This is a genomic window from Streptomyces sp. NBC_00388 (assembly GCF_036061255.1).
In the GTDB taxonomy this organism is placed as follows: domain Bacteria; phylum Actinomycetota; class Actinomycetes; order Streptomycetales; family Streptomycetaceae; genus Streptomyces.
This window is the reverse complement of the sequence record NZ_CP107948.1, coordinates 6,718,470-6,745,130: the sequence shown is the minus strand read 5'-3', so window position 1 is coordinate 6,745,130 and position 26,661 is coordinate 6,718,470. Positions and strand designations below refer to the sequence as shown.

The 26,661-nt window shown below is 70.2% G+C and carries 33 protein-coding genes and 2 pseudogenes; 7 read left to right on the top strand and 28 right to left on the bottom strand.

The genetic code is table 11. The features are described from left to right. The first annotated feature begins 7 nt into the window (after positions 1-7). The 4 genes from OG917_RS30045 to OG917_RS30030 all read left to right on the top strand — a co-directional run bounded on the left by OG917_RS30045 (position 8) and on the right by OG917_RS30030 (position 4,283). Positions 8-883, top strand: coding sequence for an ABC transporter substrate-binding protein (locus OG917_RS30045; protein ID WP_328321528.1), 876 nt, complete (start codon positions 8-10; stop codon positions 881-883). Positions 884-936: 53 nt separating this feature from the next. Next, complete coding sequence (locus OG917_RS30040) at positions 937-1,758, top strand: amino acid ABC transporter permease (RefSeq protein ID WP_328322303.1); 822 nt, start codon at positions 937-939, stop codon at positions 1,756-1,758. Next, entirely contained in the window at positions 1,755-2,528 is a 774-nt protein-coding gene (locus OG917_RS30035) for an amino acid ABC transporter ATP-binding protein (protein WP_328321526.1), read from the top strand. Before OG917_RS30040 ends, OG917_RS30035 begins: the two co-directional genes overlap by 4 nt. A 240-nt stretch (positions 2,529-2,768) precedes the next feature. Further along, on the top strand, positions 2,769-4,283 hold the full coding sequence (locus OG917_RS30030) for an APC family permease (protein ID WP_328321524.1): 1,515 nt from the start codon (positions 2,769-2,771) through the stop codon (positions 4,281-4,283). Between the two features lie 37 nt (positions 4,284-4,320). Here the strand turns inward: OG917_RS30030 and OG917_RS30025 are convergent. The 4 genes and pseudogenes from OG917_RS30025 to OG917_RS30010 form a co-directional block, all read right to left on the bottom strand. Then, positions 4,321-5,035: pseudogene (locus tag OG917_RS30025) on the bottom strand (aldo/keto reductase). A gap of 183 nt (positions 5,036-5,218) precedes the next feature. Next, entirely contained in the window at positions 5,219-5,608 is a 390-nt protein-coding gene (locus tag OG917_RS30020) for a TraR/DksA family transcriptional regulator (RefSeq protein WP_328321522.1), read from the bottom strand. 179 nt (positions 5,609-5,787) lie between these two features. Then, entirely contained in the window at positions 5,788-6,963 is a 1,176-nt protein-coding gene (locus OG917_RS30015; RefSeq protein ID WP_328322301.1) for an RNA polymerase sigma factor, read from the bottom strand. An 8-nt stretch (positions 6,964-6,971) separates the two neighbouring features. Beyond that, positions 6,972-7,379 carry a YciI family protein gene (locus OG917_RS30010; protein WP_328322299.1) on the bottom strand — a complete coding sequence of 136 codons (408 nt, stop codon included), beginning with the start codon at positions 7,377-7,379 and terminating at the stop codon, positions 6,972-6,974. Positions 7,380-7,711: 332 nt separating this feature from the next. Here OG917_RS30010 and OG917_RS30005 point away from each other — a divergent pair, with 332 nt between their 5' ends. After that, entirely contained in the window at positions 7,712-8,968 is a 1,257-nt protein-coding gene (locus OG917_RS30005; RefSeq protein WP_328321520.1) for an ATP-binding protein, read from the top strand. Positions 8,969-9,085: 117 nt separating this feature from the next. Beyond that, a complete protein-coding gene (locus OG917_RS30000) occupies positions 9,086-10,030 on the top strand; it encodes an aminoglycoside phosphotransferase family protein (RefSeq protein ID WP_328321518.1) in 945 nt (314 codons plus the stop codon). Positions 10,031-10,192: 162 nt separating this feature from the next. Here the strand turns inward: OG917_RS30000 and OG917_RS29995 are convergent, their stop codons facing one another. Beyond that, on the bottom strand, positions 10,193-10,645 hold the full coding sequence (locus OG917_RS29995; protein ID WP_328321516.1) for a spore-associated protein: 453 nt from the start codon (positions 10,643-10,645) through the stop codon (positions 10,193-10,195). A gap of 498 nt (positions 10,646-11,143) precedes the next feature. Here OG917_RS29995 and OG917_RS29990 point away from each other — a divergent pair, with 498 nt between their 5' ends. Continuing rightward, positions 11,144-12,061, top strand: a complete 918-nt coding sequence (locus OG917_RS29990; RefSeq protein WP_328321514.1) for a hypothetical protein — start codon at positions 11,144-11,146, stop codon at positions 12,059-12,061. 121 nt (positions 12,062-12,182) lie between these two features. Here the strand turns inward: OG917_RS29990 and OG917_RS29985 are convergent, their stop codons facing one another. The 23 genes and pseudogenes from OG917_RS29985 to OG917_RS29875 form a co-directional block, all read right to left on the bottom strand. After that, positions 12,183-12,896 (bottom strand): DUF4328 domain-containing protein, encoded by a 714-nt coding sequence (locus OG917_RS29985; RefSeq protein ID WP_328321512.1) that lies wholly within the window; start codon positions 12,894-12,896, stop codon positions 12,183-12,185. Between the two features lie 227 nt (positions 12,897-13,123). Continuing rightward, positions 13,124-14,299: an epoxide hydrolase family protein gene (locus OG917_RS29980; protein ID WP_328321510.1), complete on the bottom strand. Its 1,176-nt coding sequence runs from the start codon at positions 14,297-14,299 to the stop codon at positions 13,124-13,126. A 147-nt stretch (positions 14,300-14,446) separates the two neighbouring features. After that, positions 14,447-14,602, bottom strand: a complete 156-nt coding sequence (locus OG917_RS29975) for a DUF6131 family protein (protein ID WP_328321508.1) — start codon at positions 14,600-14,602, stop codon at positions 14,447-14,449. A gap of 105 nt (positions 14,603-14,707) precedes the next feature. Continuing rightward, positions 14,708-15,133 carry a hypothetical protein gene (locus OG917_RS29970; RefSeq protein ID WP_328321506.1) on the bottom strand — a complete coding sequence of 142 codons (426 nt, stop codon included), beginning with the start codon at positions 15,131-15,133 and terminating at the stop codon, positions 14,708-14,710. Positions 15,134-15,180: 47 nt separating this feature from the next. Beyond that, complete coding sequence (locus OG917_RS29965) at positions 15,181-15,627, bottom strand: gas vesicle protein K (protein WP_328321504.1); 447 nt, start codon at positions 15,625-15,627, stop codon at positions 15,181-15,183. Positions 15,628-15,635: 8 nt separating this feature from the next. Next, positions 15,636-15,848 carry a gas vesicle protein gene (locus OG917_RS29960; protein ID WP_328321502.1) on the bottom strand — a complete coding sequence of 71 codons (213 nt, stop codon included), beginning with the start codon at positions 15,846-15,848 and terminating at the stop codon, positions 15,636-15,638. Beyond that, positions 15,845-16,663, bottom strand: a complete 819-nt coding sequence (locus OG917_RS29955) for a GvpL/GvpF family gas vesicle protein (protein WP_328321500.1) — start codon at positions 16,661-16,663, stop codon at positions 15,845-15,847. Before OG917_RS29955 ends, OG917_RS29960 begins: the two co-directional genes overlap by 4 nt. After that, positions 16,660-17,124, bottom strand: a complete 465-nt coding sequence (locus OG917_RS29950) for a gas vesicle protein (RefSeq protein WP_328321498.1) — start codon at positions 17,122-17,124, stop codon at positions 16,660-16,662. Before OG917_RS29950 ends, OG917_RS29955 begins: the two co-directional genes overlap by 4 nt. 34 nt (positions 17,125-17,158) lie before the next feature. Next, a complete protein-coding gene (locus OG917_RS29945; RefSeq protein WP_328321496.1) occupies positions 17,159-18,340 on the bottom strand; it encodes an SRPBCC family protein in 1,182 nt (393 codons plus the stop codon). After that, the gene (locus tag OG917_RS29940; RefSeq protein WP_328322297.1) at positions 18,333-18,932 is read right to left on the bottom strand and encodes a hypothetical protein; all 600 of its coding nucleotides are present in this window, start codon (positions 18,930-18,932) and stop codon (positions 18,333-18,335) included. The genes OG917_RS29945 and OG917_RS29940 overlap by 8 nt, the downstream gene beginning before the upstream one ends. 27 nt (positions 18,933-18,959) lie before the next feature. Beyond that, positions 18,960-19,217, bottom strand: a complete 258-nt coding sequence (locus OG917_RS29935; RefSeq protein WP_328321494.1) for a gas vesicle protein GvpG — start codon at positions 19,215-19,217, stop codon at positions 18,960-18,962. 36 nt (positions 19,218-19,253) lie between these two features. Then, positions 19,254-19,967 (bottom strand): GvpL/GvpF family gas vesicle protein, encoded by a 714-nt coding sequence (locus OG917_RS29930; RefSeq protein WP_328321492.1) that lies wholly within the window; start codon positions 19,965-19,967, stop codon positions 19,254-19,256. Between the two features lie 5 nt (positions 19,968-19,972). Then, positions 19,973-20,410: a gas vesicle structural protein GvpA gene (locus OG917_RS29925; protein ID WP_328321490.1), complete on the bottom strand. Its 438-nt coding sequence runs from the start codon at positions 20,408-20,410 to the stop codon at positions 19,973-19,975. Between the two features lie 60 nt (positions 20,411-20,470). Beyond that, positions 20,471-20,767: a gas vesicle protein GvpO gene (locus OG917_RS29920; RefSeq protein ID WP_328321488.1), complete on the bottom strand. Its 297-nt coding sequence runs from the start codon at positions 20,765-20,767 to the stop codon at positions 20,471-20,473. Positions 20,768-21,087: 320 nt separating this feature from the next. Continuing rightward, positions 21,088-21,708, bottom strand: a complete 621-nt coding sequence (locus OG917_RS29915; protein ID WP_443059043.1) for a PP2C family protein-serine/threonine phosphatase — start codon at positions 21,706-21,708, stop codon at positions 21,088-21,090. A gap of 151 nt (positions 21,709-21,859) precedes the next feature. Continuing rightward, positions 21,860-22,003: pseudogene (locus tag OG917_RS29910) on the bottom strand (alpha/beta fold hydrolase); the annotation flags it as partial. 265 nt (positions 22,004-22,268) lie between these two features. After that, the gene (locus OG917_RS29905) at positions 22,269-24,059 is read right to left on the bottom strand and encodes a complex I subunit 5 family protein (protein WP_328322295.1); all 1,791 of its coding nucleotides are present in this window, start codon (positions 24,057-24,059) and stop codon (positions 22,269-22,271) included. 51 nt (positions 24,060-24,110) lie between these two features. Then, positions 24,111-24,455, bottom strand: a complete 345-nt coding sequence (locus OG917_RS29900) for a sodium:proton antiporter (RefSeq protein ID WP_328321486.1) — start codon at positions 24,453-24,455, stop codon at positions 24,111-24,113. Then, a complete protein-coding gene (locus tag OG917_RS29895) occupies positions 24,452-25,213 on the bottom strand; it encodes an MnhB domain-containing protein (RefSeq protein ID WP_328321484.1) in 762 nt (253 codons plus the stop codon). The genes OG917_RS29900 and OG917_RS29895 overlap by 4 nt, the downstream gene beginning before the upstream one ends. Positions 25,214-25,216: 3 nt before the next feature. Then, positions 25,217-25,534 (bottom strand): Na(+)/H(+) antiporter subunit B, encoded by a 318-nt coding sequence (locus tag OG917_RS29890; protein WP_328321482.1) that lies wholly within the window; start codon positions 25,532-25,534, stop codon positions 25,217-25,219. Continuing rightward, positions 25,531-25,845 carry a cation:proton antiporter gene (locus tag OG917_RS29885; protein ID WP_328321480.1) on the bottom strand — a complete coding sequence of 105 codons (315 nt, stop codon included), beginning with the start codon at positions 25,843-25,845 and terminating at the stop codon, positions 25,531-25,533. Before OG917_RS29885 ends, OG917_RS29890 begins: the two co-directional genes overlap by 4 nt. A 1-nt stretch (position 25,846) precedes the next feature. Beyond that, positions 25,847-26,137, bottom strand: coding sequence for a monovalent cation/H+ antiporter complex subunit F (locus OG917_RS29880; RefSeq protein WP_328321478.1), 291 nt, complete (start codon positions 26,135-26,137; stop codon positions 25,847-25,849). Further along, the gene (locus OG917_RS29875) at positions 26,134-26,625 is read right to left on the bottom strand and encodes a hypothetical protein (RefSeq protein WP_328321476.1); all 492 of its coding nucleotides are present in this window, start codon (positions 26,623-26,625) and stop codon (positions 26,134-26,136) included. The genes OG917_RS29880 and OG917_RS29875 overlap by 4 nt, the downstream gene beginning before the upstream one ends. Positions 26,626-26,661: the final 36 nt, after the last annotated feature.

Sequence of the window (26,661 nt, the reverse complement as noted above, 5' to 3'; positions counted from 1 at the left end):
TCCCGCTATGCATCTCGTCAACCGCACCCTGGTCACAGCGCTTTGCTCAGCCGTAGTCGTCTGCACCACCCTCGCGGGCTGCGCCCCTCAGCCGGAGAAGAAGACTTCGGGCGCGGACAGCACGGCGAAGTCCTGTGCACCCGGAGGGCTCGCCACCGAGGTACCGGGGAAGCTGACCGTCGGCACCGACAAGCCGGCGTACGCCCCCTGGTTCGCCGACGACGAGCCGTCCAACGGCAAGGGGTTCGAGTCGGCTGTGGCGTACGCGGTGGCCAAGCGGCTCGGCTACGGGCGCGGCTCCGTGGTCTGGCAGAACGTGCCGTTCAACAGCTCGTTCGCGCCCGGCGTGAAGAAGTTCGACTTCGACATCAACCAGGTATCCATCAGTGACGCCCGCAGGAAGGCCGTCGCCTTCTCCACCGGCTACTACGACGTGCGCCAGGCCGTGGTCGCCCTGAAGTCGTCGAAGGCCGCGAAGGCGAAGAACGTGGCTGATCTCAAGGGGGCGAAACTGGGCGCCCAAGTGGGCACCACCAGCCTGGACTTCATCAACGACCTGGTGAAGCCCACCCAGCGGCCCGCCGTCTATCAGAAGAACGACTTCGCCAAGTCGGCTCTGAAGAACGGCCAGGTCGACGCCATCGTCGTGGACCTGCCCACCGCCTTCTACGTCACCGGTTCGGAGGTTCCCGAGGCCGAGGTCGTCGGCCAGTTCCCGAACTCCTCCAGTACCCCCGAGCAGTTCGGCCTCGTCCTGGACCGGGAGAGCACGATCACCTCCTGCGTGAGCCGGGCGGTGGACTCCCTCCGGAAGGACGGCACCGTCGCCGCCCTGGAGAAGCAGTGGCTCTCCGATGCCGTCGGCGTGCCGGTGCTGAAGTGAAGCTGACCAAGACCGTGCCCGGTGAGGACTTCTACGTCCCTTCGGAGCGCCGCATGGCCCGCGAGCGCCACCGGCGCAACCGCACCCGGCGGGCGACGGCGATCGCCGCGGTCAGCACACTCGTGACGGGTACGGTGCTGTTCCTGCTGATCACCGGCTCCCCCGGCTGGGCCCGCACCAGGGAGACGTTCTTCAGCGCCCACTACGCACGTGTGGCGCTCCCGCAGGTGCTGGAGGGCCTGTGGCTCAATCTGCGGCTGCTCGCGGCGTGCGGTGTCGCGGTGCTGGTGCTCGGCCTGCTGCTCGCTGTGGCACGTACGCTGCGCGGGCCGGTGTTCTTCCCGGTGCGCGCGCTGGCCACCGCCTACACGGACTTCTTCCGCGGCCTCCCCCTGATCATCTGCCTGTTGATGGTCGTCTTCGGCGTACCCGCGTTGCGCCTCCAGGGGGTCACCACCGATCCCGTACTGCTGGGCGGCGCCGCTCTCGTGCTGACCTACTCGGCGTACGTCGCCGAGGTCTTCCGGGCCGGCATCGACTCCGTCCATCCCTCACAGCGGGCCGCGGCCCGGTCCCTCGGGCTCAGCAGCGGGCAGGCGCTGCGCTACGTCGTGCTGCCACAAGCCGTACGCCGTGTCGTACCGCCGCTCCTCAACGACCTCGTGTCCCTCCAGAAGGACACCGGCCTCGTGTCGATCGCCGGCGCCGTCGACGCCGTGTACGCGGCACAGATCATCGCCAGCAAGGACTTCAACTACACCCCGTACGTCGTCGCGGGGCTCGTCTTCGTCGCGCTCACCATCCCGATGACCCGGCTCACCGACCTGGTCACGGCCCGGATGGACCGGCGTCGGGCACAGGGAGGAATCGTATGAGCGTGACACCTGCCGCCGCTCCGGACGCGCCCGTGCTGCGCATGGAGGCGGTCCGCAAGTCGTTCGGCTCCTCGCTGGTGCTGCGGGACGTGGATCTCGTGGTCGCCCCGCATACGGTGACCGCGCTGATCGGCGCCTCCGGGTCGGGGAAGTCGACCCTGCTGCGGTGCGCCAACCTCCTGGAGGAGGTCGACGACGGGGCCATCTGGCTCGACGGTGAGGAGATCACCGACCCGCGGACCGACACGGACGCGGTGCGCCGCCGGATCGGCGTGGTGTTCCAGGCGTACAACCTCTTTCCGCACCTGACCGTCCTGCAGAACATCACGCTCGCCCCCCGGCGCGTCCACGGTCTCCCCCGGGCGCAGGCCGACGCGCACGCCCGCGAACTGCTGGAGCGGCTGGGGCTCGGGCCGAAGGCCCATGAGTACCCGGACCGGCTCAGCGGCGGACAGCAGCAGCGGGCGGCGATCGTGCGCGCGCTGGCGGTCCGTCCCCGGCTGCTGCTCCTGGACGAGATCACCGCCGCGCTGGACCCGGAGCTGGTGGGCGAAGTGCTCAGCCTCGTACGCGAGGTGAAGGACGAAGGCATGACGATGGTCATCGCCACGCACGAGATGGCCTTCGCACGTGAGGTCGCCGACCAGGTCTGCTTCCTGGACGCCGGAGTGGTGCTGGAGCGCGGCACCCCGGACGAGGTCTTCGGAAGCCCCCGGGAGGAGCGGACCCAGCACTTCCTGCGGCGGATCATCGAGGCGGGGCGGCTGTAGGAACGCGGATGCCACGGGCGCCGGTTGCGGATGCCCGCCGCCGTGCACGGCAGCCCGTCCAACCCATTGACACCGGTCTCATGATTCCTTAGCGTCCTCCCGCAGCCAATAGGAAGGTTTCCTAACTTACGTGGGAGCGGAGTTGTGCGGGCCGGTGCGGGGCGCCGTCCGCTGCGGCTTGCGCACAGCGCCGCTCGCCCGGCGGCACGTACCCGGACGACCCGAGAGAGGGCTGATCTCATGGACGGCATACAGGAGCGGACCGGGCAGAACGAACCTCCCGGTGAACCCGCGGGGTTCGTCCGCCGTATCGGGCTCTTCCAGGCCACCACCATCAACATGAGCCAGATGTGCGGCATCGGGCCGTTCGTGACGATCCCCCTGATGGTCGCCGCGTTCGGCGGTCCGCAGGCCGTCATAGGCTTCGTCGCCGGCGCGGTCCTGGCCCTGGCCGACGGCCTGATCTGGGCCGAGCTGGGCGCCAGTCTGCCGGGCGCGGGCGGCAGTTACGTGTACCTGCGGCAGGCCTTTCAGTACCGCACGGGCAAGCTGATGCCCTTCCTCTTCGTGTGGACGGCGATGTTGTTCATCCCGCTCACCATGTCCACCGGCGTCATCGGCTTCGTGCAGTACCTCGGCTATCTCTGGCCCGGCATGAGCCAGGGGCAGGGCGATGTCACCGGACTCGTCGTGACCGCCCTGATCGTCGTGCTGCTGTGGCGGCGGGTGGAGAACATCGCCAGACTCACCGTCGGACTGTGGTGCGTGATGATCACCTCCGTGGTGCTGGTCATCCTGGCCGCGTTCACCCACTTCAGCCCGCACCGCGCCTTCACCTACCCCGCTCACGCCTTCGAACTGTCCAGCAACCACTTCTGGATCGGCTTCGCCGCGGGTCTGACCATCGGCATCTACGACTACCTCGGCTACAACACCGCCGCCTACATGGGCGCCGAGATCAAACGCCCCGGCCGCACCATGCCGCGCGCCATCATCTACTCGATTCTCGGCATCATGGCCATCTACCTGCTCCTGCAGATCGGCACGCTCGGCGTCGTCGACTGGAAGGACATGCTCGACCCGTCCGACCCGGCCTCCACCTCGGTGGCCTCAGCGGTGCTGGAGAAGGCCTGGGGCAAGGGGCCCGCCGACACCGTCACCGTCCTGATCCTCATCACCGCCGTCGCCTCGGTACTCGCCGGACTGCTCGGCGGCTCCCGGGTCCCGTACGACGCCGCCCGCGACAAGGTGTTCTTCCGTGCGTTCGGAAAGCTGCACCCCCGCCACCGCTTCCCGGTCCTGGGCCTGCTGTCGATGGGCGTCATCATGGCCGTCGGCTTCCTGATCGGGCGTCACACGGACCTGGCCACCATCATCCAGCTGCTGACCACGGTGATGGTGATCGTGCAGGCGCTCGCGCAGGTCGCCGCGGTCACGGTGCTGCGCCGCCGCCAGCCGGGGCTGCGCCGCCCGTACCGGATGTGGCTCTACCCGGTACCGAGCGTCGTGGCCTGCGTGGGGTGGCTGGTGATCTACGGCTACGCGGACAAGAACTCCCCCGGACGGCACCCCATCGAGTGGTCGCTGGCCTGGCTTGCCGCCGGCTGCGTCGCCTTCGTGCTCTGGGCACGCTACGAGAAGGTCTGGCCGTTCGGCCCGCGGGAGATCTCCGAGGAGTACCTGCACGACAACGGTCCGGACACGTCCCCGGGGGCCCGGGACAGCGCGGGAGCGGCCGGCCCGGCCTCGTCCTGAGGACCGGATCGACCGCCCGGCGACCCCTCCCCCGCTCTCAGCGGCCTCCGGTACCCAGGAGGGCGCCGACCTCGTCCATCTCCCGGGCGGTGAGGGGGCTCCGCTCCAGTGCCCCGGCGTTCTCCTCGGCCTGCGCCACCGTCCGGAAACCCGGGATGGGCACGCCGTCCTGCAGGACGTTGAGACGGTGCTGGACGGCCGCGCAGTGTTTCCCCTCGGCGAAGATCCGCCGCCCGGTCGGGGTCGTCGGTGCTCCAGCCGGAGGCGCGCACCAGGCCCTCTCGTACGAACTCCTCGCACAGGTCGCGCAGTTCGGCGGCGTGCTCGGGGTCCGCATCGGCGATGTGCAGCTGATAGAGGTCCACATGGTCCGTGCCCAGGCGGCGCAGCGAGGCGGTCAGGGCGCGGCGTGCGTGAGCAGGCGACGCGTCGTTGCCGGTGAGGACCCTGCGTTCCGCGTCGAAGGTATTGCCCCACTCGGTGGCGATGACGACGTCGTCACGACGGCCCGCCAGGGCGCGGTTCAGGATGTGTTCACTGTGTCCGGTGCCGTAGGTGTCGGCGGTGTCGAAGAAGGTGACGCCCAGATCGATGGCGCGGCGCACCGCCCGCACCGACTCCTCGTCGTCGACGCGCCCCCAGCCGGGCGGGCGGCCCTCGGAGTCGGTCCACTCACCGCCGATCGCCCAGCATCCGAACCCCAGCGCACTGACATCGATACCGCTGTTCACGAGCTTCCTGGTGGTCTCCATGCCCAGGGACGGCAGGAGTTGGAGCATTGGCGAAGTCAAGGCCGCGGGGTGCGGGGTTCAGCGGTCCTCGCCGGGGAGCGCCCGGCGTCACTTCACGCCCATGGGCAGCAGCCACCTCCGGCCACCGCACCGGGCGCGCACCCGGGGAAGCGCCTTCTGCCCGCTCCGGACCGGGGCTCCGGGTCAGCGCGGGCCGGTCCCGGCACAGGTCACGCAGGTGCTCGCGGCCGGGCGCACCTCAAGGCGCTCGGCAGGTATCGGCTCGCCGCACCGCTCGCACCGCCCGTACTCGCCTCGGTCCAACCGCTCCAGCGCCCGGTCCACGTCGTCGAGACGCGAGCGCGCCCGCACGAGCAGGGCGGCGACATGGGCACGCTCGAAAGCGGTACTCGACCCCTCGGGGTCGTGTTCGTCATCGACCGCCACCAGGGCGTTCGCCTCGACGATCTGGTCGAACTCACGGCTGAGGGCCGCGATCTGCTCATTCGCCCCGGCTCGTTCGGCCGTCAGCCGCCCGGCGGCGCGCTCGCGCCCTGCCGGATCGAAGAGCGCATCACGGAAGGAATCACTCATACCACCCTCAACAGTGCCATGACGGATCACATTCCGTCCGCCCTGTGCCTCCCTGTGCCACACGGCCGCACACGGCCGCACACGGCTGCAGAGCCCCCGGGAAGCCTTCGGCCGGGAGCCTGGGCTGTCTCCGCGACACTCTCGGTCGCACCTTCGTCGAGACCATCCGGCGGGGCCCGTCAGAGCGGCCGATGGGCGTTGAGCCGGGCGGCCTGCCGCGTCAGATGGTCGCGCTCGGCGAGATTCGCTGCCTTTCCGGCGGCCTCGGCGTACAGCCGGGCCGCTGTCACCAGGTCGCCGTCCCGTTCGTGGAGGTACGCCGCCACCGCGGTGTGGCGGGGCAGTGAGTCGTCCAGCGCGGAGAGCGCCGACAGCCCGGCGCGCGCCCCGTCCGCCTCCCCGAGGGCCACCGCACGGTTGAGCCGGACGACCGGGCTGTCGGTCAGGCGCACGAGCTCGTCGTACCACTCGACGATCTGCACCCAGTCGGTCTCCCCGGCGGTGGGCGCGTCGGCGTGGAGTGCCGCGATGGCGGCCTGGGCCTGGAACTCGCCCAGCCGGTCGCGGGCGAGGGCCGCCTGCAGCACCGCGACGCCCTCCGTGATCGCCCCGGTGTCCCAGCGTTCCCTGTCCTGCCCCGCGAGCGGCACCAGGCTCCCGTCCGGCGCGGTCCGGGCGGCGCGCCGGGCGTGGTGCAGCAGCATGAGGGCGAGCAGCCCGGCCACCTCGGGGTGGTCGGTCCCGGCGGCGAGCTGCCGGGTGAGCCGGATGGCCTCGGCGGAGAGGTCGATGTCGCCGGAGTAACCCTCGTTGAAGACCAGATAGAGGACGCGGAGCACGGTGGCGACGTCCCCGGGCTGGTCGAACCGTACCCCGGCGACGGTGCGCTTGGCCCGGCTGATGCGCTGCGCCATGGTCGCCTCGGGTACCAGGTAGGCCCGGGCGATCTGCCGGGTGGTCAGTCCTCCGACGGCGCGCAGTGTGAGCGCGACCGCCGACGACGGCGTGAGCGACGGGTGAGCGCAGAGGAAGTACAGCTGGAGCGTGTCGTCCACCGCGGACGCGGGCCCGGCCGCCGGCTCCTCGTCGAAGAGGTCCTCGCGCCGGCGCCGGGCGGCGTCCGCGCGCGCCGCGTCGAGGAACCGGCGCCAGGCCACGGTGACCAGCCAGCCCTTCGGGTCGCGGACGGGGTGCCCCTCGCCGGCCGAGCCAGGGGAGGCACCGGCCGGCCAGACGCGGACCGCCTCGGCCAGTGCCTCCTGCACGGCGTCCTCGGCCGCCGCGAAGTCGGCTCCGCGGCGGACGAGGATCCCCAGCACGCTCGGCGTGAGGCTCCGGAGCAGGGCCTCGTTCACCTCAGTGCTCACTCCGTGATGGTGGGCGGCGCGGCCAGGAACGGGCGCGTTTCGATCCACTCGTGGATCGGCTTGCCGCCGGCCCCGGGGGCGGCCGACAGTTCCCCGGCCAGCTCGATGGCGCGCTCGTAGCTGTCCACGTCGATCGCCATCCAGCCGGCGATGAGGTCCTTGGTCTCGGCGAACGGGCCGTCGGTGACCGGCGGCCGGCCCTCGCCGCCGTACTGGACGAACGTCCCCTCGGGGGCGAGCGCCTGGCTGTCGACCATCTCGCCGCTCCGCTCAAGGCGGGCTGCGAAGTCCTGCATGTACTTCACGTGGGCCGAGATCTCCTCAGGGGTCCACTCGTTCATGGGTACGTTGTTGATCGGAGCCGGGGCGCCGCGGTAGTGCTTCAGCAGCAGGTACTTGGCCATGGTGTTCTCCTCGGTGGTGGGGCGGCCCATTGTGGTCGCGTTCACTGCGGGGACGGAGCGGGCCACGGGTTCTCGACACCGTTGCACGAAATCGGCGTAAGAATTTTTTCCGGCCGTGCGGACAGGCCTGGGCGGGCCGGGCGCCGGGCACGGTTCAGGGGCCCGGTACGGGGACGGGGGGCTGCTGCACCCCGCCGGGCGTAGCCGGAATCCCGCTTCCCCACCGCATCCAGTTCGTACGGTTGCCCCTGCGGTCTTGTCCGTAGCGGAGCACGACCGCCCGCCGCTCACGCTCTAGCGTCTCGGGCACCACCTGGAGCGAGGAGCGGCACGTGAACTGGCTCATCCATGACTACCGCGAGGACGACCTGGCGTCGGTCGTCCATCTCATCGACACCACAGCTGATCTCGGCCAGGAGTCCGTCTTCTCCCTCGCCGAGTGCATCAGCGCCCTGACCTCCCGCCAGCCCGCTGTGGTCGCGGTGCACCGGGGGGAGCCCATCGGCACGGCGCTCGCCCATGTCTCCGGAGGCCGGGCCTGGGTGATGCGCATCGCCATCGCGCCGGCCTGGCGCGGCCGGGGACTGGCGAGCGCTCTGCTGATGGAGCTGGAACGCCGGCTGGTCGAGGCACGGGTGCACCGCATCGCCTATGTACTGGCCGAGGAGGAGATGCTCGGTGAGGGGCTCCGGAAGGCCGGCTACACGCGGCGGCCCGCCGTCGCGTACTTCGAGAAGACGGAACCGGCCACCGGTACCACGGCCAACCTGCTGGAGGAGCTGGGGGGCCGGCTGCTCTCCGGCGGTCTGTGGGACAGGGTCGCCGGGATGGAGTCGGAGAAGAACCTGATCGAACGGCGGATCGTCCTGCCCCTCGCCGAACCCGAGCGGGCCGCCCGGCACGATGTCATCCCACCCCGTGCCATCACCCTCTTCGGGCCGCCCGGGACCGGCAAGACCACGTTCGCCCGCGCCATCGCCTCCCGCCTCGGCTGGCCTTTCGTCGAGCTGCTGCCGTCGCGCCTGGCGGACGAGGGGAACCTCGCTGCGGCCCTGCGTTCGGCGTTCGCGCGGATCTCGGAGCTGGAGCGCGTCCTGGTCTTCATCGACGAAGTCGAGGAGATCGCACCGGTGCGGAGTGCCGGGACGGACTCGGCGATGTACGGGGTCACCAACGAGCTCCTCAAGCTCATCCCCGGCTTCCGCGAGCGGGACGAACGGCTGCTGGTGTGTGCCACGAACTCGATCCGTTCGCTCGACCCGGCCTTCCTGCGTCCCGGCCGGTTCGACTACCTGATCCCGATCGGCACTCCGGACGCCACCGCCCGCGCGGCGATCTGGTCGCGCTACTCCGCCGGGCGGAACACCGTCGACCTGGACGCACTGGTGGAGGCGAGCGAGCTGTTCACTCCGGCGGACATCGAGCACGCGGCCAGGATCGCCTCCCAGGCCGCGTTCGAACGCGACTCGGCGGACGCAGGCGCCCACACGGGCGACTACCTGTCGGCCCTCCGCCAGTGCCGGCCGACGGTGACCCCGGCCGCCATCGCCGAGTTCAACGCCGACATCACCACGCACGCCCGGCTCTGACCCACGGCCCCGACACGTCGTAGCGGGCCGGACCGTGGGTCCGGTCAACGGCCTCAGGCACCTGGAGTGTGCGCAGCCGGGCGGGCGCCCGCGCGGCGACTCGGGCAGGATGTCTCGGTGACCGAAATCCCGGAGGCGTTCTCGCGCAGTACCGTCGAGCGCGAGGGGGAGCCCGGAGCGGCCTGGCTTGCCCGGCTCCCCCGCATCGTCGGCGAACTGCTGGATCGGTGGGGGTGTGTGCCGGACGGCGCGGTCATGCACGGTGGCGTCGGAGTCGTCGTCCCGGCACGACGCCGGTCGGGGCCGGCCTCGGTGCTGAAAGTGTCCTTCCCCCACCCCGGCAATGCCCATGAACCGGACGCGTTCGTGACGTGGGCCGGGCGCGGAGCCGTTCTGCTGCACGAGCGTGACGACGACCGGTTCGCCATGCTGCTGGAGCGGGTCCGGGCATCGCCCCTGGCAGAGTCCGGGGACGACGACGAGGTGGCGGCGGTCGCGGGGCGCATCAACCGCCGGCTGGCCGTGCCGGCGCCGCCGGGCCTGCCACGGCTCCGGGACCGAGCCGGGTCCTGGGAGCGGCAACTGCGGGAGGACTCACGGGAGTCGGTGCACACGCTGCCGCGCCGCGTGGTGGACGCGGCCATCGCGACAGTCCGCGACCTCGGCCGGGAGCAGCCGGACACCCTTGTGCACGGGGACCTCCACGCAAGGAACATCCTGCGCGCCGACCGTGAGCCGTGGCTGGCTGTCGACCCCAAGGGCTACGCGGGCGACCCTGCTTACGACTGCGGCACCCTGCTCAAGTCGCGCGCCCTGTCCCTCCTCGAAGCCCCCGATCTCCGCACAGCGGTGCACCGCACCCTGGACGTCTTCACCGAGGCGGCGGAGATAGAACGGGAGCGTGCCCGGCGCTGGTCCCAGCTGCACGCCGTGCAGGCCGCCTTCTGGGGCCGTCGCCATGGATTCCGCATCGCGCGCAGCGGGCCCCGGCTGGACCGGCTCACCGAGTTCGCCGACCACTTGGCCTGTCTGCTCACGGAAGAGAGCCCGAAACGGCTCTGAGGATGTCCTGGCCGGACCACCCGGGGGCAGCTGTCTGCGAGTGTCCGCCCCCACCACGCCGGTGGGAACGCGTCGCAGAGGCCGGGCTCCGCTCTCGCGGGGCCCGGCCTCACCTTCCCCCGAGAGGGCGCGGCGCATCACCCGATCGCCGGGCGACCGGCCTCAGCGGACGCCGGTGACCCGGCTCTCCTTCAGGGCAGCGCAGTTGGAGTTGTCCACCGACACGTACACGTTGCTGATGGTGCCTCCCCAGCTCACGCAGTGGCCCTTGCCGTACACGTAGCCCGGTCCCGCGTAGGACGTGTAGTTGCCGTCGTCGCCGGCCGAGGCGTCGGTGTCGGGGACGTATATGTACGTGGCGACGTACGTGGCCTTCCCCGGGTTGGCGCGGATCGTCGCGACGCAGTTCTTGCCGTTCGATGAGTTGTAGGTCAGGTAGACGGTGCCGAGCGAGCCGATCGGCGCCGAGTTCACGGTCTTGTAGGCGCTGCCACAGACGCTCTGCGGGGTGACGTTGGGTGCGGCCGAGGCGGTGGTGGTGCCGAGCGCGGTCGTGGCACCCACCGCCAGAGCGGTAAGCGCCCCGGCAGCCATGAGATTACGCGTGATCCTCATATTTCCCCCTTGCGTATCCGAGAGCGGTTTGCTCCCACTTGATGTGACCCGCGAGGGGAGCCGATAGTTGTACGGCTTCGCACAGGGGCTGCCGTTGCCTCAGGCCCGGGCCGGACATACTCCCGGCCGTCACCGCCGCCGATGTCCGCGCCGGTCCCCTGACCCGCGTACGCGCTCGTCGTCACGGACCGGCGCCGGTCCCGGCTCCTGCCTCCGGATACGGACGACCGATCGGAACTCCGTTGTCCCGCAGGCCCGTTCGGGGATCTAAAGGCGCCGCCGACGTCTTCCCCGCAGCGGACGGTCTTCACGACAAACGCACACTGCTTCATCTTGGCAGGTGCTGGTCCAGGCCATAGCGTACGTGACGTATCGCGCTCGGTAATGGCTCGTTTCGAGCAGAAATCGACATAGCGAGTGCACGGATCGGCGTGAACTCCGCGGCTGCTTCCCTGGGTCCTGCGGTCGCTCACCGCTGCACTCCGGACGGGAGACACCATGCCCAGAACGTTCCGGATCGCCGCACTGGCCGCTGCGGCGTCACTCGGCGCCGCGGCCCTGGCCGTGCCCGCCTCAGCACACACTCCGCCGTCCGCGACGGTCCTCACCCCCTACGGACGGGTGCCCCAGTCCGATGTCGTGCAGGTCGACAGCCACCAGGCACTCAAAGTCGTCAACGGGCAGGTGGAGAAGGTGGATCTGCGCAGCCACGCCGTCGTCGCCCGCCTCGGCGCCGCTGCCTCCGGCCCGGCCGCGGCCGACCCGTACCGGCATGCGGCGGAGCTGCGCGCGCAGGCAGGCACAGCGGCCACCCCGAGCAGTACCGACCTCGGTGGCAACTGCCCGGCCGACTGGGGTCCGACCAACATCCAGTCCTTCGACACCACATGGACGGTCCCGCCCAAGCCCTCGGACTCGGCGAGCACGACAACGTTCTTCATCTGGAACGGACTGTCCGGCGGCGCCCTGCAGCCGGTACTCCAGTGGGGCAACGGAACGGCCGCCTACCAGATCGCCAACTGGTACTACGTCGGCGGCAAGTACGCGCACGGTACCTATCTGAGCGTCGCGCCCGGCACCTCCCTCACCGGCAAGATCGACTTCGTCTCCGCGGGCAACGGAACGTACACCTACAAGGAGTCGTTCGCCGGATACCCGTCCGCCGACGTCACCGTGGAGCGGACGAGCGCGGCCGACGGCGTCATCGAATGCTTCGAGCCCTACACCGACGGGGACGCGACGAAGAATCCGGACGCACCCGATGTGGCGATGAAGGGCATCCACCTGACCGGGCAGTCAGGGCACCCCGCGCCGTCCACCCTCGCCTGGACCGGCAACGGTTCGGCGGCCGGCACCAAGGTGATCGACGACAGCAGCTCCAACGGGGAAGTGGACCTGTACTTCAACGGCATATAGGCAGGCGGCCGGGGCCCGTTGACAGCTCCCACCTGTCGGCGGGGCCGGAGAGTGACCAGCTGGCCGGTCGGCCGGCTGGTCCGCTCGTACCGCCGGTGGAGACGCCGTCCTGGGCACCGGCTCACACGGTCGCGTACGGACCCTCTGCCGCCTTGGTGAGCTGCATGTGCGTGAGCTTGCGTACGAAGAAGACCGCGAGGACGGCGGCCGCGAGGTCGACGACGTCGCCGGCGAGCATGACGGCCACCGACTGCCGGTACATCACGGGGTCGTCCGACGACCTGCCCAGCACCGAGCTGATCCTGCCGAGTGCCAGCGAGAGGACCCATGCGGTCCACCATGCGGTCAGCAGCGCCCGCGGCGCCGGCCGCCGGGAGCCGTCGGCCGCGGTCGGGGAGCTGGCGTCCCAGGAATCCGAGGCGATGCCGTGCGGTATCCAGAGGCTTCCGAGCGGGACGAACCAGCCACCGACCGCCCAGCCCGCGCGCCGGCCCTGGATACCGGGGGCGAAGACCTCGGCATTCTTGCGGGTCCGGTGGAACCAGATGATGAAGACGACCGCGGTCACGATCAGCGCCAGCCCGTAAGAGACGGCGCCCAAATTGACCAGATGGTCGGCCCGTCGGCCTTCCTCCACGGTGTAGGCGGCGACCCCGTCGGCCGTGACATTGCCCAGCAGGTCGTACGTGTTGATGTGGACGACGACCGAGAAGACGTCCGTCGCGGCGCACAGCGCGAGCAACGCGGTGACGGCGAGGGACAGCCCCCTGGTCGGCTTCAGCCGCGGTCCGGCGTACAGATTGCGCGGTGGTGTGAAGGCAGGCGTGTGCGACATAACTGAGAGAACCCCCCACGGGTACGAAAAGCCGTCCACCGAAGGACGACCAGCCCCGAAGCTTATGTTCTGCTTATACCCCCGTCCAACCAGTTGTCGCTCAGTCAGGCCATGGGACGGCGTCCTGTGCGGCGCGTCGAACACATCGCTGGAGCAGCGTCGTTGCAGCGGCATCGCTTTGCGGCACGGCGTGGCGGCGCGTCCGGAAAGGGCCAGGCGATCGGGGCTCAGCTCCCGACAGCCGCCCGGTAGGGGCGGAAGAACTCGCGCAACTCCTGAGCGTACAGCTCCGGTTCCTCGAAGGCGGCGAAGTGTCCGCCACGCCGGGGCTCCGTCACACGTACGGCGTTCGCCGTGCGTTCGAGCCAGGCTCGCGGCGGCCTCACGATGTCACCGGGGAAGAGGGCGAAGCCGGACGGCACCTCGACCCGGCGGGCGAGCTGCGCGGGCGGGATCGCGGCGTTGGCGCTGTACATGCGCATCGAGGAGCCGATCGTCCCGGTGAGCCAGTAGAGCGTGATGCTGGTGAGGATCTCGTCCTTCGTGAAGGAGCGCTCGATATCGCCGCCGCAGTCGCTCCATGCCCGGAGCTTCTCGACGATCCACGCGGCCAGACCGGCAGGCGAGTCGGTGAGCCCGAAGGCTGCGGTCCCTGGCTTCGTACGGTGCATGGCCGCGTAGGCGCCCTCGGCCCCTCCCCAGGCCGCTGCCGCCGCGAGCCAGGCGCGCTCCTCGGGTGCCAGGTCCGCCGGGTCGCCGGTGTGGAGGGGAACCCCGGCGTCGGTGCGGTGGACTGCCACCACGCGCTCGGGGTGGTCGAGGGCGAGGTAGCGGCTCACATGGCTGCCGATGTCCCCGCCCGCCGCGCCGAACCTCCGGTGACCGAGGCCCTCCATCAGCCTGGCCCACAGGCCCGCTACGGCGATGGAGTCCAGTGGCGGGCCGGTGGGGCGGTCCGAGAAGCCGTATCCCGGCATGTCCGGCACGACCACGTCGAACGCGTCCGCGGGATCGCCACCGTGGGCTCCGGGGTCGGTCAGGAGCGGGATGACTTTCGTGTACCGCCAGAACGAGTCCGGCCAGCCGTGGCACAGGACCAGCGGCAGCACGGGCCCCACCGGCGCGACGGCCCGGGCATGCACGAAGTGGATCCCGAGACCGTCGACCGGGACGCGGTACCGAGGGAGCCGGGCGAGCGCCGACTCCTGCCCCGGCCAGTCGAATCCGTCCGCCCAGTACGCGACGAGCTCACGGAGGTAGTCCAGGTCGGTCCCGAGCGACCACCCGGCGTCCTCGGGCGCATCGGGCCACCGGGTCGCGCGCAGCCGGCCCCGGAGATCTTCGAGCGCCTCGGGGGTGGTCTGCGAGGTGAACGGCTGGGGATGGAGCAGGGAGTCCGGCATACGGCGCATCGTAGCGGCGGGCACTGACACCGTCCGGGAAGCGGGTTTCCTCACCGCTCGTGCCCGGCTTCCGGGTCCTCCGCCTCCGGAGGGTCGCGACCACCGTCGTTGCACCCGTCGGCGCGTGCGCTCAGCCGCGGGGCACGGTCAGTAGTAGTGCCTGCGGCCGCCGATCGCGTGTCCGGTCCCGCCGAGAATCCACAGGACCGCGCCGACCACGACCAGCACACCGCCGACGGTCGTCAGGAGGGAGACACCGACCAGCAGGCCGATGATGAGCAGAATGGCTCCGAGAACAATCATGTGAGGTCTCCTCGTGAGGTCTCTTCGGTCTGCGCATCCCCGCCGGGCGGGGCACGCAGCACCTTTGTCCTGTCCGCTGCGCAGCCCGGACCCGCGACTGCACGCCTACGACTTGGCCGTCTGGCGTCCCAGCGCGAAGGCCGCGCCGCAGATCCCGACGACCCCTGCCGCGGCACCGGACACTATGGCCTTGCGGTGCTTGACGACCGTCCAGGTCGTCGCCGCGGCGGAAGTAGCCTTCCCGGCGGTGGAGACGAGGGCCTTCTGCCCGCTCTCGACACCCTGGGCGGCAGCCTCACCGACCCGCGTGGCGGCCGTCCCTGCAGACTGCACGCCGGACTTGGCGGCAACCCCGGCGGACTTGGCAGCGGTCCCGGCGGACTTGGCAGCAGTCCCGGCGTCACGCGTCGTGGCCTTCGCCTTCGACGCGGTGCGGGCCGAGCTCTGCTTGGCCCGGTTCCCTGCGGCCCCGGCCTTCTTGCCGGCCGTGCTGGTGACTCGCTTCGCGGAATTCTTGTTTGCTTCAGTCATGACATCCGTGTTGCCGCAGGAGCGCCGGTGAAACACCATCAGCCCGTTCAGGAGCCATTGCCCGGCAGCAGCGAACCCAGCGGACCGAGGTCCAGGTTGAGGTCCTCCATGGTGAGTCCGTAGCGGTCGCAGAGCTCCGTCATGCGGTCCTGGAGGATCATCAGGGTCAGACCGATGCGCTCTTCCTGGTCGTCGCTGAGATCCCCCTGGTCCACCCGGTGCAGCGCCGTACGCTCCATCAGCTGGCGCAGCAACTCCACGATGGTGAGCACCAGTTTGATGAGATCACGCTCCACGGTCTCCGGATTCGTCCGCAGCCTGCGTGCCATCTCACTCTGGTGCGAGCCCTGCCCGGAGCCCTGCCCCGCCTCCTGGCCCGTACCGGACCCGCTCTCCGGACCTGCGGGAAGCAGGTCGAAGGCGTGCGCCGCCGCCTGGGTGAGGTCGTTCAGCCTGAGCTCTCCTGCAACCCCTTGAGGGTCTTCGGCCGTCATTGTGCTCCTCACCATGGTGCTGGTTCGTCGGACGTGATCGAGCGGATGACGGCCCGCAGATTGATGTGCACCAACTCGACGTCCGCGATGGACAGAACGAGGTCCCCGGTGAGAACGGCGCCACCGTTCAGGAGGCGGTCCAGCAGATCGACGAGAGCGACCTGCCTGCCGCCCAGCGGCTCACTGTCCTCGAAACCGGTGCTCTGCAGGGCGTCACTCACTGCGGGCCGCCCTCTCGGGCGTCGGGCGGGGTCGCGAACGAGTACGGAGCCCAGGGCCCGGTGATCTCGATGCGTACGCCGCCGGCATCGTCCGCGAGTCCCTTCAGCGACTGGCGGAACTCGTCGGCCCGGGCGGCCGGGACCAGGTACGCCTCGTTCGCGACGTTCTCCCCGGCGGCGCGGGCCAGTTCACCCTGCTGCGGGCGGTGCACCACGCGGGCACGCGCGATCCCGGACACCCGGCCGGACACCTCGGCTGCCAGTGCTCCAGCGGCTCGGTAGGCATCCTCGTGGCTGCGCTTCCGGGCCCTGCGCTGCTGCAGATAGGCCCGGCCCGGGCTCTCGGCGGCGGCCGGTCGCGGCGCGTCCGGCCGCGGCGCGGCGGCGGCCGTCCGCTGCGGGTCGGCATACACCTTCACCCCGAGTTCGACATGGCCTTCGAGCCAGGAGAGCAGCTCACCGAAGTCCTGCCGGCGCTCGTGGAGCATCGCCTCCACCCGCGAGTCGTCGAGATAGACCGTCGCCAGCCGCATCGGGAGGACGGTGGCGCTCTCGTAGGCCGCGGCGACCACCGTGTGGTGGGCACGCGCCAGAACCTCAAGCCGGTCCAGGTTCTCCATCTGCGCCTTCATGCCTTCGGAGCTGAAGGCATCCTCCGGCACGGATGACACCACCGCGGCGAGGCCATCGGCGCACACGGTGCGCAACGCGCCGCCGTCCAGGCCGGTGGCCGACGCGTCCGGCGCCGTACCGGCCCGGCCGACGGCGTAGACGTACGAGATGCCTGCCGCGCGCTCCGGGGAGTGAGCACTCACTGTCGCTTCCTCTCTTCGTCCGCCTTCCCGGCCGGCTGGTCCTTCCCCGCCGACTGGTCCGCGGATCCTGCGGGGAGTCCCGCAGCCGCCCTGAGCTCGGCGAGCTCCGCCTTGAGACGGTCGTTCTCGAGCGCCAGCTGTTCGTCGGCGGGGCGCAGGGGTGCGCGGGTGTCCTCCTGCTGCGAGCGGGCTCCGGAGGAAGCCCTGGAGGAGAGCGATGGATCGTGCTCCCACCAGTCGATGCCCATCTCCTTCGCCTTGTCGACGGAGGCGACGAGCAGCCGGAGCTTGATGGTCAGCAACTCGATGTCGAGCAGGTTGATCTTGATGTCGCCGGCGATGACGATGCCCTTGTCCAGGACACGTTCGAGGATGTCGGCCAGGTTGGCGGATGACCCTTGCTGGCCGTACGGGGACGCCCCGGAGGGCGACCCCATACGGCCTGCCAGTGAATCGGACACGTGTATTCAGCCCTGTCTGTGCTGTCGGCTCATGTCAGCGACTGGCCGATGCGGTGCGACGCGGAGCACGGCGGGCGGGACGGTCTTCTTCCTCTTCGTCCTCGTCCTGTTCTGCCTCGTCCTGTACGGTCTCGTCCTCGTCGGGAAGGTCCTCCTCGCCCCGGGGCTCGTCCTCGTCGGGGAGGTCCTCCTCGTCCTCGTACTCCTCCTCGTCGGCGTCCTGGAGTTCGTCGTCCTCGTCGTCCTCGGCGGGCTCGTCGTCCTCGTCGGCGTACTCGTCGGACTCGTCCTCGTCGGAGCCGGCCCCGTCCTCGGGCGCCTCCGGGTCCCCGGCGCCGTCCTCCTCGCCGTCCTCCGTGTCGCGGGCCTCGGCTTCCTCCTGCTCGACGGCGTCGTCGTGTTCCACGACGACCTCCCCGTCCCGGATCTCGCCCCGCCAGCCGTCGGTGGCCTCGCCGCGCATCATGATGAACTTGCGGTAGAGCTTGAGGTCGAGGCGGGCACGGCGGCCCTGGGCGCGCCAGATGTTGCCCGTCTTCTCGAACAGGCCCTTGGGGAAGTACTCAAGGACAAGCAGGACCCGCGTCAGGTTGTCGGTGATGCGGTGGAACGTCACCACACCCTTGACCGTGCCCTTCGCGCCCTCGGTGGTCCAGGTGATCCTCTCGTCCGGCACCTGCTCGGTGACGTTCGCCTTCCAGCTGCGCGTGGACTTGGCGACCTTCACCTTCCAGTTGCTGCTGGTGTCGTCCGACTTCTCGACGCTGACGACACCCTTGGCGAAGGTGCTGAACTCCTGGAACTGGGTCCACTGGTCGTACGCCTCGCGTACCGGAACGCCGACATCGATGTCCTCGACGATCGTCACGCTCTTGGACTTTCCGCCACCGCCCTTGCGGCCCTTGCCGAACATTCCCTTGACCTTGTCCTTGAGGACGTCCTTGACATGAGAGGTGCCTGCACTGAGCGCCGCCTGGGCGGGTGACTTGCCTTCGCTGAGGGCCTGTCCGCCCTTCGCCAGGCTGCTCGCGAGACCACCCCCGCCCTCCCCCGGGCTGGCGAGCTTGCTGACGCTCTCGCCCAGCTTGTGCCCGAGGTTGCTGACGGTGTGCTCGGCCCGTGCCCGCAGGTAGTTCTGCAGCTCGTCCTTGAGCCGGTCGGTCGCGGGGTTCTGCGCCACTTCCTGCTTCAGCTTGCCGAAGGCGGAGTCACTCATCGTTCCCCCCGCTCTTCTTCGCCGTACGCGTCCGGGTGCTGCTGCCACTGCCGGACGACGTCTTCTTGCGCGGGGCCGAGCCGGTCTTGCGCGCTCCGCCCGATGCGGTCCTGCGCGCCCCCGAGGAGGCCTTGCCCGCGGTCGAGCGGGCCGTCTTCGCCGCTCTGCGCTGCGGGCGCTCCTCCTCTTCGCCCTCGTCGTCCTCCCCGTCCTGGCGGGCACGGCGCCCGGTGTCCGGCTCGTCACCGGAATCCTCGTCGCGGGCCTTCGTGTCCCGCTCGTCCTCAGCGCCGTCCGGGTCGTCGAGCCCCAGCGTCCGCTCGTGGAGCGAGTCGGCCAGGCTGGTCGCGCGCTTGGTGAGGGCGGACGTGGCGGCGGACTTCGTGGCTTCCACCAGCTCCTTGCGGACCTGGGTGTTGAGGCTGCCGAGGACCGGCGAATCCGCGACGAGCTTGCCCAGCTGTGCCGGGTCCAGGCTCAGCTTCTTGCCGGCGAGGAACATGCCCAGGCCGATGGCCAGTTTGGCCTTCTTCGTACGCCCCAGCAGGTATCCACCCACCAGAGCCACGCCTATCTTGCCGTTGCATTTCATCGTTCGCACACCTCGGTCTCCCTGATGTCAGGGGTTGGATCGCAGTCGTCGCTGATTGGCTTCGAGCCATTCGAGCCGGTCGAGCAGCTCGTCCTCGCGACGGTCGAATTCGTCGTCCCCGATTCGGCCGCTGAGCAGTTCCTTTTCCAGGTCTGCCAGTTGCTGCCGTACGGGTTCGGGGTCGTAGTACTCCTGCTCCGCCGTGACCAGCACCTGGTCGATGACCCATGCTGTTCCGCGTACGGGAGCCAGCGGCAGAGTGAGAATGTTCGAAATGAGGCCCATGGCGGGGTCCTCCACCCGGATAGTTCGTTCTCGGGATCAGACGAAACTGTAGGGCGGCAGTGGCCCGTTGAGAGCGAACGTGTAGGCGTCGCCCCTCTTCTCGGCCTCCTCGTGCACCGCCTGGGACAGCTCCGCCGTCGCTTCGCGCTTGACGAGGAAGGAGACATTCAGAAAGTGCGACTTGGTCGGTTCGCCGACCGAGACACGCACCGCGGCAGGCGTCAGACGTGCCACGATCTCATTGCCCTCGTTCTCCTCGCGGACACGGACCTCGTTCGAGATCAATTCCCCGAGCGCCATCATGTCGCCCTGGTTGGCGGGGTTCTTGCGGGTCCGCTCGTTGAGTTCGCGTACCTCGGCGGATCCGGAGACGATCTCCAGCAGGAGATCCTGCTCCTCTCGGGCGATTTTGAGGTTGTACTCAAGACACCCGTCGATCTCCTTGAGCCGCTCGGTGTACGCGTCCTGCTGCTGCTCCAGGACCGCGTGCACCTGATCGTCGTCAGGACCCACCAGTCCGAAGCGCATCGGCAGGGCGGCTCCGTCCGCCAGCAGCCCTTCCAGGACCGTCTGATGGGCGACCAGGTCGCGGCGCTTGGCCCGCAGGTCCTGGGGTGCGTCACTGACGACCGCGCTGAGGCGCTTCGTACTGACGACACGCAGCTCCGAGGCCGGTTCGCCGACACCGACCGCGCCGTCCAGACGCAGGGGGTGGTCCGCGGCGGTTATCGCGTAGATGTAAGTGGACACAGGTGCTACTCCTCTCGGCGGCTTGAGCTACGGCGGCTGCTCGACGTGGACTTGCGCGCGGGGCGCTCCTCCTTCTCCTCCGACTTGCCGCCCTGGAGGGACTCACTGAAGGCCTCGACGGCGCCCGTCAGTGCTCCTTTCGACTTCCCCTTCGCACCGCTCTCGGTCGCCTCTCCGACCAGGTCGGTGAGCTGGCTCGGGGCCTTACGGCCGGATTCCAGGTCCAGTCGGTTGCACGCTTCCGCGAACCGCAGATACGTGTCGACGCTGGCGACCACTACACGGACATCGATCTTGAGTATCTCGATGCCGACAAGGGAGACACGAACGAAGGCGTCAATGACGAGACCTCGATCAAGGATGAGCTCCAGGACGTCGTAGAGGTTTCCCGATCCACCCCCACTGCCACTGCTCGATGCACTGCTCTGCTGAACAACACTCATGGTGAAACTCCTTTCCGATGGAACCGCGTACATCTCGCCGCGGCTGTACCGGATTTGGTGTCAGCGGTCTATCTGGCCCTTTGCGTAGCGGCGCACGCGCTCGTATCCCAGGAGACTCCCCTGTGCGTCGAGCGATACGCGGTAGGTGGCCATGACACTGGCGGTATCCGGGACCTTTTCGATCTCGGTCACCTCCACATCCGCCGACCAGCCGTCGTCCGTGGCCTTCAATGCCGACACCGAACTGGGTTCGCGCTGCAACATCTGCGCGAGCTGCTCGGCAGCACGCCGCATTGCAGTGCCGACATCCAGACGCTCCGGGCTGTCTTTGCTGCTTTGACTCTCCGTGGTTGCCATGATCCCGCCCGTCGTACGTCTTCTTGTGGGCTCCGATGGACTTCGTCCGAAGTCCGTACGCCGTCGTTCACGGCTGGTGAACGCGTGCCCCTAGGTCGGGAACCTATTCACGCCGGGGCCTGAGCATTCGCTTTGCGTCACGTACGGAGCGATCGGAAGGGCCTGACCTGCTGCATTGAATTCCGGGCAGCGGAAATCCACCGGTGAGGCAGGGGCCAGAACGACGGCTGGCCTGCCGGGACGCACAGGAAGGCGCGCCCTGGCTCAGCCGCGGCGGTGGTCGGCGCCCGGCGTGACAGGCGTCACAGGCGTCACAGGCGTCACAGCGTGGTCGGCTGCGCGCCCTGTGCCCAGGCCGTGCCAGCGGCCGGGGTGCAGGGAGAGGATCCGGTCGAGACCGACGACGCGCAGCACGCGGACGATGTGGGTGGAGGCGCCTGCCAGAGCGATTCCGGCCCCCGTTCCGAGTGTCGTGTTGCGCGCGACGATGAAGGCGTGGAGTGCGCGTCGCCGTAGCGCTCCCCTTCCGTGCCGGTGCGGGCTTCGGTGAGGCCGTCCATGTGGAGCAGCAACGTATCGACGGGCCGCAGAGCGGTGGTGGCGGCGGCGAAGCGCGCGTCGGGCAGGGCTCCGACGAGGAAGCCTCCCGGCGTGGCCAGGTGACCGGCGGTGCCGTCGGCGCGCAGGACCAGTGCCGGCGGGTGGCCTCCACTGGCCAGGGAGACGTCGAACCCGTGGTCCCGGGGGGTGAGAATGCCGAAGATGACCGTGCAGTACCGCGCGCGAAGTGCGTCTCGTGGTAGAGCTTGCCGCCCACGGTGAGCAGATCGGTGAACCTCAGCCGGCCCACCATCTCCTGCCGTCCGTAGCCGAGCCGGTTCAGCAGGGTGGTGTTCGCCTTCGCGATCCTGCCGTCCAGCAGGGCGGAGAGGTAGTCGCACGGAGCGTTCTCGTAGAGGTCGTTCACGTCGTCCTCCAGCAGTGCGCTGAACGACGCCGCCGGCGACACCTCCTCCCCCGGCCCGGAGCCGAGGTCGACGCCGTCCGGCCCGTGCCCGGCCCCGCACATCACTGGGGGTCGCAGAGGAAGGAGAGGATCGCGCGGTACTGCTCCGCCTGCGCGGGCACCACCAGCCGCCACATGTTCTGGTCACAGCCGAATCCGTGCGCCAGGAGGACCACCGGCCCGTCCGGCCGACCGGTCACCACGACGTTGTTCCTGCGCTGGACGTCCATTCGAACGTCCCGCCACCCGTGGGCTCCTGGCCCACGCCGGTCCCAGGGGATCCGGGCCGGCGTGGGCCGACCAGTGGGGGGAGCCGGCGGCACGGCGCATGGGTATTGACCATGGGGAACGAGGCCCAGAGATGGCTGCGCCGTTCCAACGGGACGCGCAGCCGGCCGCAACCGCGCAGACCGGGGGGACCGCCGGGATCGCCGGGATCGCCGGGATCGCCGGGACCGGATCATGCCATTCGAGGCAGGACATCCGCCTCTCTTCTCAGAGTTGGCTGCCGACGGCGACCAGCAGCGCTGCCATGCCGACCGTCAGCCACATCACGTAGTCGCCGAGCAGCCCCGAATGCAGACGGCGCAGGGGTACGACCAGGTGGCGCTCGCCCGGGGCCAGCACACTCCGCAGCACCTGCGAGGGCCGCCAGACCGCCGCGCAGGCCATGGCAGCGGCGAGGCCGGCCGACAGCAGGCCGAGCAGGACACCGGGCGAGGTCCACGCCGCTTCGGGCGCCGCGGAGACCGCCTCCGCGGCGCCGCTCCGGACGCTCGCGAGGTATCCGGCGTGGTCCGTGAAGGCCCTGGCTCCCCTGGCGACCGCGGCCGCCACCGCGGGCACCGCCCCGATCGCCAGACAGAGGGCGAGGAGGACCGCCGGGACTGCTGTCATGGTGCGCGGGACCGGCCGGCGCGGATCCCGGATCTCGGGTTCCTCCCCCTCGCCGCTGGTCTCCAGATCTGCGTGGGTGCGCCGTGGGGCCGGCCCCGCACCGAAGAAGACCCGCAGCCCCGCGCGGAGCACGGCGGCGCCGGTGACCGCGGACACGAGGACGTACAACGCGGGCAGCCATGGCCCGCTCCCGCCCGCGGCATGTTCGGCGATGGACTTGCCCAGCCCCGTACCGAAGGGCGGCAGGCCCGCCAGGGCGAGCCCCCCGGCCAGGAACAGCACACCCGCCCCGCGCAGCTCGCGGCCCCGGGCGTGCAGCGCGTGTTCGTCGACCGACCCGTATCTGTCCAACAGCACACCGACGAGGCCGAACAGGGCGGCTTTGGCGCCGGCGTGTCCGGCGACGTAGACGGCGGTGCCGGCCGCGCCGCCGGGGCTGAGCAGGCCCAGACCCACCAGGAACAGACCGGTGTGTCCGATGGTGGAGAAGGCGAGCAGCCGCTTGAGGTGCCGCTGCTGCCAGCACATCACCGCACCGACGACGCCCGTCACCGCCCCGGCGGCGACCATGGTGTGCTCGAACGCGTCCGCGGGGATGCCGTGCCGGCCCGCGAAGACGGCGTGGTAGACCCGCGCCGTTCCGTACACGCCGAGTTCGACCATCACACCCGACATCAGCATGCAGACGGGCGTCGGGGCGACGGCGTGGGCGTCGGGCAGCCAGAAGTGGAAGGGGACGATCGCGGCCTTGACCAGCATGCTGACGACCACGAGGACGAATGCGGTCACGAGCAGCGCGTCGGGCCGGTGTGCGGCGAGGTGGCTGCCGATCTGCGCCATGCCCAGTTCGCCCGTGCGCGCGTAGAGCAGGCCGATGCCGAGCAACGAGCAGTACGCGGCAAGGGAGTTCACCACCCCGAAGGTGAGCGCCCCGTGCAGCGGGCGGGGGTCCTCGACGTGGTACCCGGTGAGCGCGTAGGCGACGACCCCCATCAACTCGAAGAAGACAAAGGCGTTGAAGAGGTCCCCGGTGAGGGCGAACCCGCACATGCCCGCCTCGAAGAGCAGCAGCAGGGCGGGGAAGGAGCCGCGGTGCCGCTCGGGGGGCTCGTCGAAGTACCGCCACGAGTAACCCAGTACGGCCAGGATCAGGATCGAGACGAGCAGCGCGAGGCCGATTCCGATCCGGTCGCCGACCAGCACGATCCCGACGCTCTCGCCGCCCTTCATGGTCCACCCGCCCGACCAGGAGACCACCCGGCCGTCCCCGGCACGCAGCCACACCTGCAGCAGCCCGGCGCATGTGGCCACGGCGGCCGCGATCGCCAGGACGTCGTTGACCGTGCGGGGCAGCACCCGCCCGACAACCACCAGCAGGGCAGCCCCCATCAGCGGGAGTGCCACGGTGAGGGGCAGCAGATCGGTCGTATCGGGCACCGGCTAGCCCTTCAGCCCGGTCAGGGCTTCGGGGTCGAGGGTCCCGGTGCGTTTGCGGATCTGGATGACGAGGCTCAGCAGCAGCGCGGTCACCGTCGCGCCGACGACGACGTCGGTCAGGACGAGCGCCTGCACCACCGGGTCGACCACGACGGAGCTCAGCGGAATGTCGGCGAAGACCGGCGCCGTGCCACCACGGCGGTAGCCCACGGCGAGCAGCAGGACGTACGTGGACGACTGGGCCACCGCGAGGCAGCCGACCGCGTGAACGAGATTACGGCTCGTCACCATGCCGTACACACCGACGAGGAAGATCCAGCCGGCCGCGAGAAAGGGCAGCATGGTCACGATTCCTCCTGCGGAGCCTGTGCGTTGCCGGATGGGGACGAGATCTCGACCGCCTGGTCGAGGAACTGGGCGAGCAGCACGATGACGCCGGATGCCACCTCGACCCCGACGGCCGCGTTCACCAGCGGCACGAGGCCGCCGGACGACAGCTGGTCGAAGGTGCCCAGGGGGAGGACGTTCTGCAGGTACGCACCGCCCGCGACGAGCCCCGCCAGGCCCAGTGCGGTGAACGACCCGGCCGCCGCCGCGTCCAGGGCCCCGTAGAGAGCCAGCGGACGGACGCGGCGCAGCACGCGGTAGTCGGCCGCCAGATAGGCCAGGTGCAGACCGGTGGCGAGGACTACGCCGCCCTGGAACCCTCCGCCGGGGGTCAACTGGCCGTGCGCCACGATGTAGATACCGACCAGGACCGTCACGGGCAGGAGACCCGCACCGAGCAGCAGGGTGGACGGCATCACCCACTGCGGTTCCGGATCCTCCCGGTCCTCGTCGCGGGTTCGCCGCAGGAGCACGACCGCTCCGAGGACGGCCGCGAAGAGGATCGACTCCTCCCCCAGGGTGTCCAGGGCCCGCTGGTCGAAGTTGATGGAGGACACGACGTTGGCGGTGTGCCGGTGGAGGGCGGCTGCGACCGACCTGTCGCCGTACGGATGGCTGCGCGTACCGAACGGCGGAAGGCCCGTGCAGGCGGCGGTGAACGCGATCGCCACCACCAGCGCGGCGGCGAGGAAAGCCCCTTTACGTACGGTCCTGGTCATGGGTCACACCCCCTTCCCTCCGTCCCCGCCGCCCGGGCCTTCCTGGTCACGACGTCCGTCACGGCGCGGCATCCGGCGCGTCTTGCGCACCGTCAGCAGGACGAGGAGCGGGGTGAGCGCGCTGCCCACGGCCAGCTGTGACAGTGCCACGTCGGGCGCCTGAACGGCGAGGAACAACACCGAGAGGCAGAGGCCCAGAGCCGCCAGCACCACCGCCTGCCGCACCGGGTCGCGTGTGAGAGCCGCGCAGGTGGCCGCGACCGTCACCAGAAGCAGGGACACGGCGACCAGGAAGTCGACGCCGCCTGCGTCGCCGCTCACGCCGGCGGCCCCTGTTCGGTGCGCGGCCGGACTGTCGTCTTCGTGATGGTGCGGGCGATGGAGATGGTGACGACCGGACCGGTCACCGCCATCACGGCGGCGATGAAGAGGAACTTGACCGCCGGGCGGCCTGCGCCGGCATCGACCGCGAGCGCCAGACAGATCAGTGGCAGTCCGACGGAGGTGGCGGGCGAGAGGGCGTGCAGCCGCAGGTACGGCCCCGGCAGGACGACCAGCGCGAGGGCCGCCAGCGCAAGCGCGGCCAGCCCGCAGCACATCAGGACCACGGCGCAGATCTCGCGGATGCCCATGTCAGCGCCCCGGTGTCCGCGTACGGTCCTGCGACGGGCGGGCACCGCCGGCCAGGCAGCGGCAGAAGACGAGCGTGCCCGCAGGCGACAGCACCGCGAGCACCAGGGCCAGGTCGGTGTAGGCCGGTCGCTGCAGCCCGCGTGCGGCCAGCAGGAAGACCGCGGCCGCCACCGCCCCTCCCAGCGCGATCCCGGCCAGGCGTACGGCGGGTTCACCCCGGCAGGCACTCCACAGACACGGTCCCATCCCGAGGGGCAGCAGGACGCAGCAGGCCAGCAACCACGCGTTCACGCGCAGCGCCTTCCCGGCAGCGCCCGCTCCACGCCGGGAACGGCGCTTCCGAGGAGGTGCACCGTCAACTCGGCTCCCGTGCCGGGGCTCCCGGCCTTGCTGATGTCGACGACGCATGAGCCCGGGCTCGCTGCCAGCAGCACCGCGGCCCACCCGGGACTCACCCCCGGTTCCAGCCGGAACGTCGCCGTTGTCCCCGGCACGGGCCGGCCGGCCAGCACCCGGACGACCACGCCGAGAAGCTGCGCGCACTCGCGCAGCAGGGCCGCGGGCAGGGACGCACCGGCGGCGAGCAGGCCGCGTACCCCGCCGCGCGGTTGCTCCGCCCTGCGCAGCCCCTCGGCGGCGACCGCACCGAGCGCCGCGGCGCCGGCGCCGACCGCGAGCTCCAGTTGGGAGACCGAGGTGATGAGGACGGTGTAGAGCAGGAAGAGGAACGCCCACCAGCCCAGCAGGGTCACCGCGGTCACCACGCCGCGTGCGGTCACGGTCGCCTCCTGACAGTCGTGGTCCCCGTGGATACC

Excerpts from the sequence above, each read along its gene's own strand:
- OG917_RS30045 (WP_328321528.1), top strand. The coding sequence starts at position 8 with ATGCATCTCGTCAACCGCACCCTGGTCACAGCGCTTTGCTCAGCCGTA.
- OG917_RS30040 (WP_328322303.1), top strand. The coding sequence starts at position 937 with ATGGCCCGCGAGCGCCACCGGCGCAACCGCACCCGGCGGGCGACGGCG.
- OG917_RS30035 (WP_328321526.1), top strand. The coding sequence starts at position 1,755 with ATGAGCGTGACACCTGCCGCCGCTCCGGACGCGCCCGTGCTGCGCATG.
- OG917_RS30030 (WP_328321524.1), top strand. The coding sequence starts at position 2,769 with ATGGACGGCATACAGGAGCGGACCGGGCAGAACGAACCTCCCGGTGAA.
- OG917_RS30020 (WP_328321522.1), bottom strand. The coding sequence starts at position 5,608 with ATGAGTGATTCCTTCCGTGATGCGCTCTTCGATCCGGCAGGGCGCGAG.
- OG917_RS30010 (WP_328322299.1), bottom strand. The coding sequence starts at position 7,379 with ATGGCCAAGTACCTGCTGCTGAAGCACTACCGCGGCGCCCCGGCTCCG.
- OG917_RS29995 (WP_328321516.1), bottom strand. The coding sequence starts at position 10,645 with ATGAGGATCACGCGTAATCTCATGGCTGCCGGGGCGCTTACCGCTCTG.
- OG917_RS29990 (WP_328321514.1), top strand. The coding sequence starts at position 11,144 with ATGCCCAGAACGTTCCGGATCGCCGCACTGGCCGCTGCGGCGTCACTC.
- OG917_RS29985 (WP_328321512.1), bottom strand. The coding sequence starts at position 12,896 with ATGTCGCACACGCCTGCCTTCACACCACCGCGCAATCTGTACGCCGGA.
- OG917_RS29980 (WP_328321510.1), bottom strand. The coding sequence starts at position 14,299 with ATGCCGGACTCCCTGCTCCATCCCCAGCCGTTCACCTCGCAGACCACC.
- OG917_RS29975 (WP_328321508.1), bottom strand. The coding sequence starts at position 14,602 with ATGATTGTTCTCGGAGCCATTCTGCTCATCATCGGCCTGCTGGTCGGT.
- OG917_RS29970 (WP_328321506.1), bottom strand. The coding sequence starts at position 15,133 with ATGACTGAAGCAAACAAGAATTCCGCGAAGCGAGTCACCAGCACGGCC.
- OG917_RS29965 (WP_328321504.1), bottom strand. The coding sequence starts at position 15,627 with ATGACGGCCGAAGACCCTCAAGGGGTTGCAGGAGAGCTCAGGCTGAAC.
- OG917_RS29945 (WP_328321496.1), bottom strand. The coding sequence starts at position 18,340 with ATGAGTGACTCCGCCTTCGGCAAGCTGAAGCAGGAAGTGGCGCAGAAC.
- OG917_RS29940 (WP_328322297.1), bottom strand. The coding sequence starts at position 18,932 with ATGAAATGCAACGGCAAGATAGGCGTGGCTCTGGTGGGTGGATACCTG.
- OG917_RS29935 (WP_328321494.1), bottom strand. The coding sequence starts at position 19,217 with ATGGGCCTCATTTCGAACATTCTCACTCTGCCGCTGGCTCCCGTACGC.
- OG917_RS29925 (WP_328321490.1), bottom strand. The coding sequence starts at position 20,410 with ATGAGTGTTGTTCAGCAGAGCAGTGCATCGAGCAGTGGCAGTGGGGGT.
- OG917_RS29920 (WP_328321488.1), bottom strand. The coding sequence starts at position 20,767 with ATGGCAACCACGGAGAGTCAAAGCAGCAAAGACAGCCCGGAGCGTCTG.
- OG917_RS29905 (WP_328322295.1), bottom strand. The coding sequence starts at position 24,059 with ATGGGGGCTGCCCTGCTGGTGGTTGTCGGGCGGGTGCTGCCCCGCACG.
- OG917_RS29895 (WP_328321484.1), bottom strand. The coding sequence starts at position 25,213 with ATGACCAGGACCGTACGTAAAGGGGCTTTCCTCGCCGCCGCGCTGGTG.
- OG917_RS29885 (WP_328321480.1), bottom strand. The coding sequence starts at position 25,845 with ATGGGCATCCGCGAGATCTGCGCCGTGGTCCTGATGTGCTGCGGGCTG.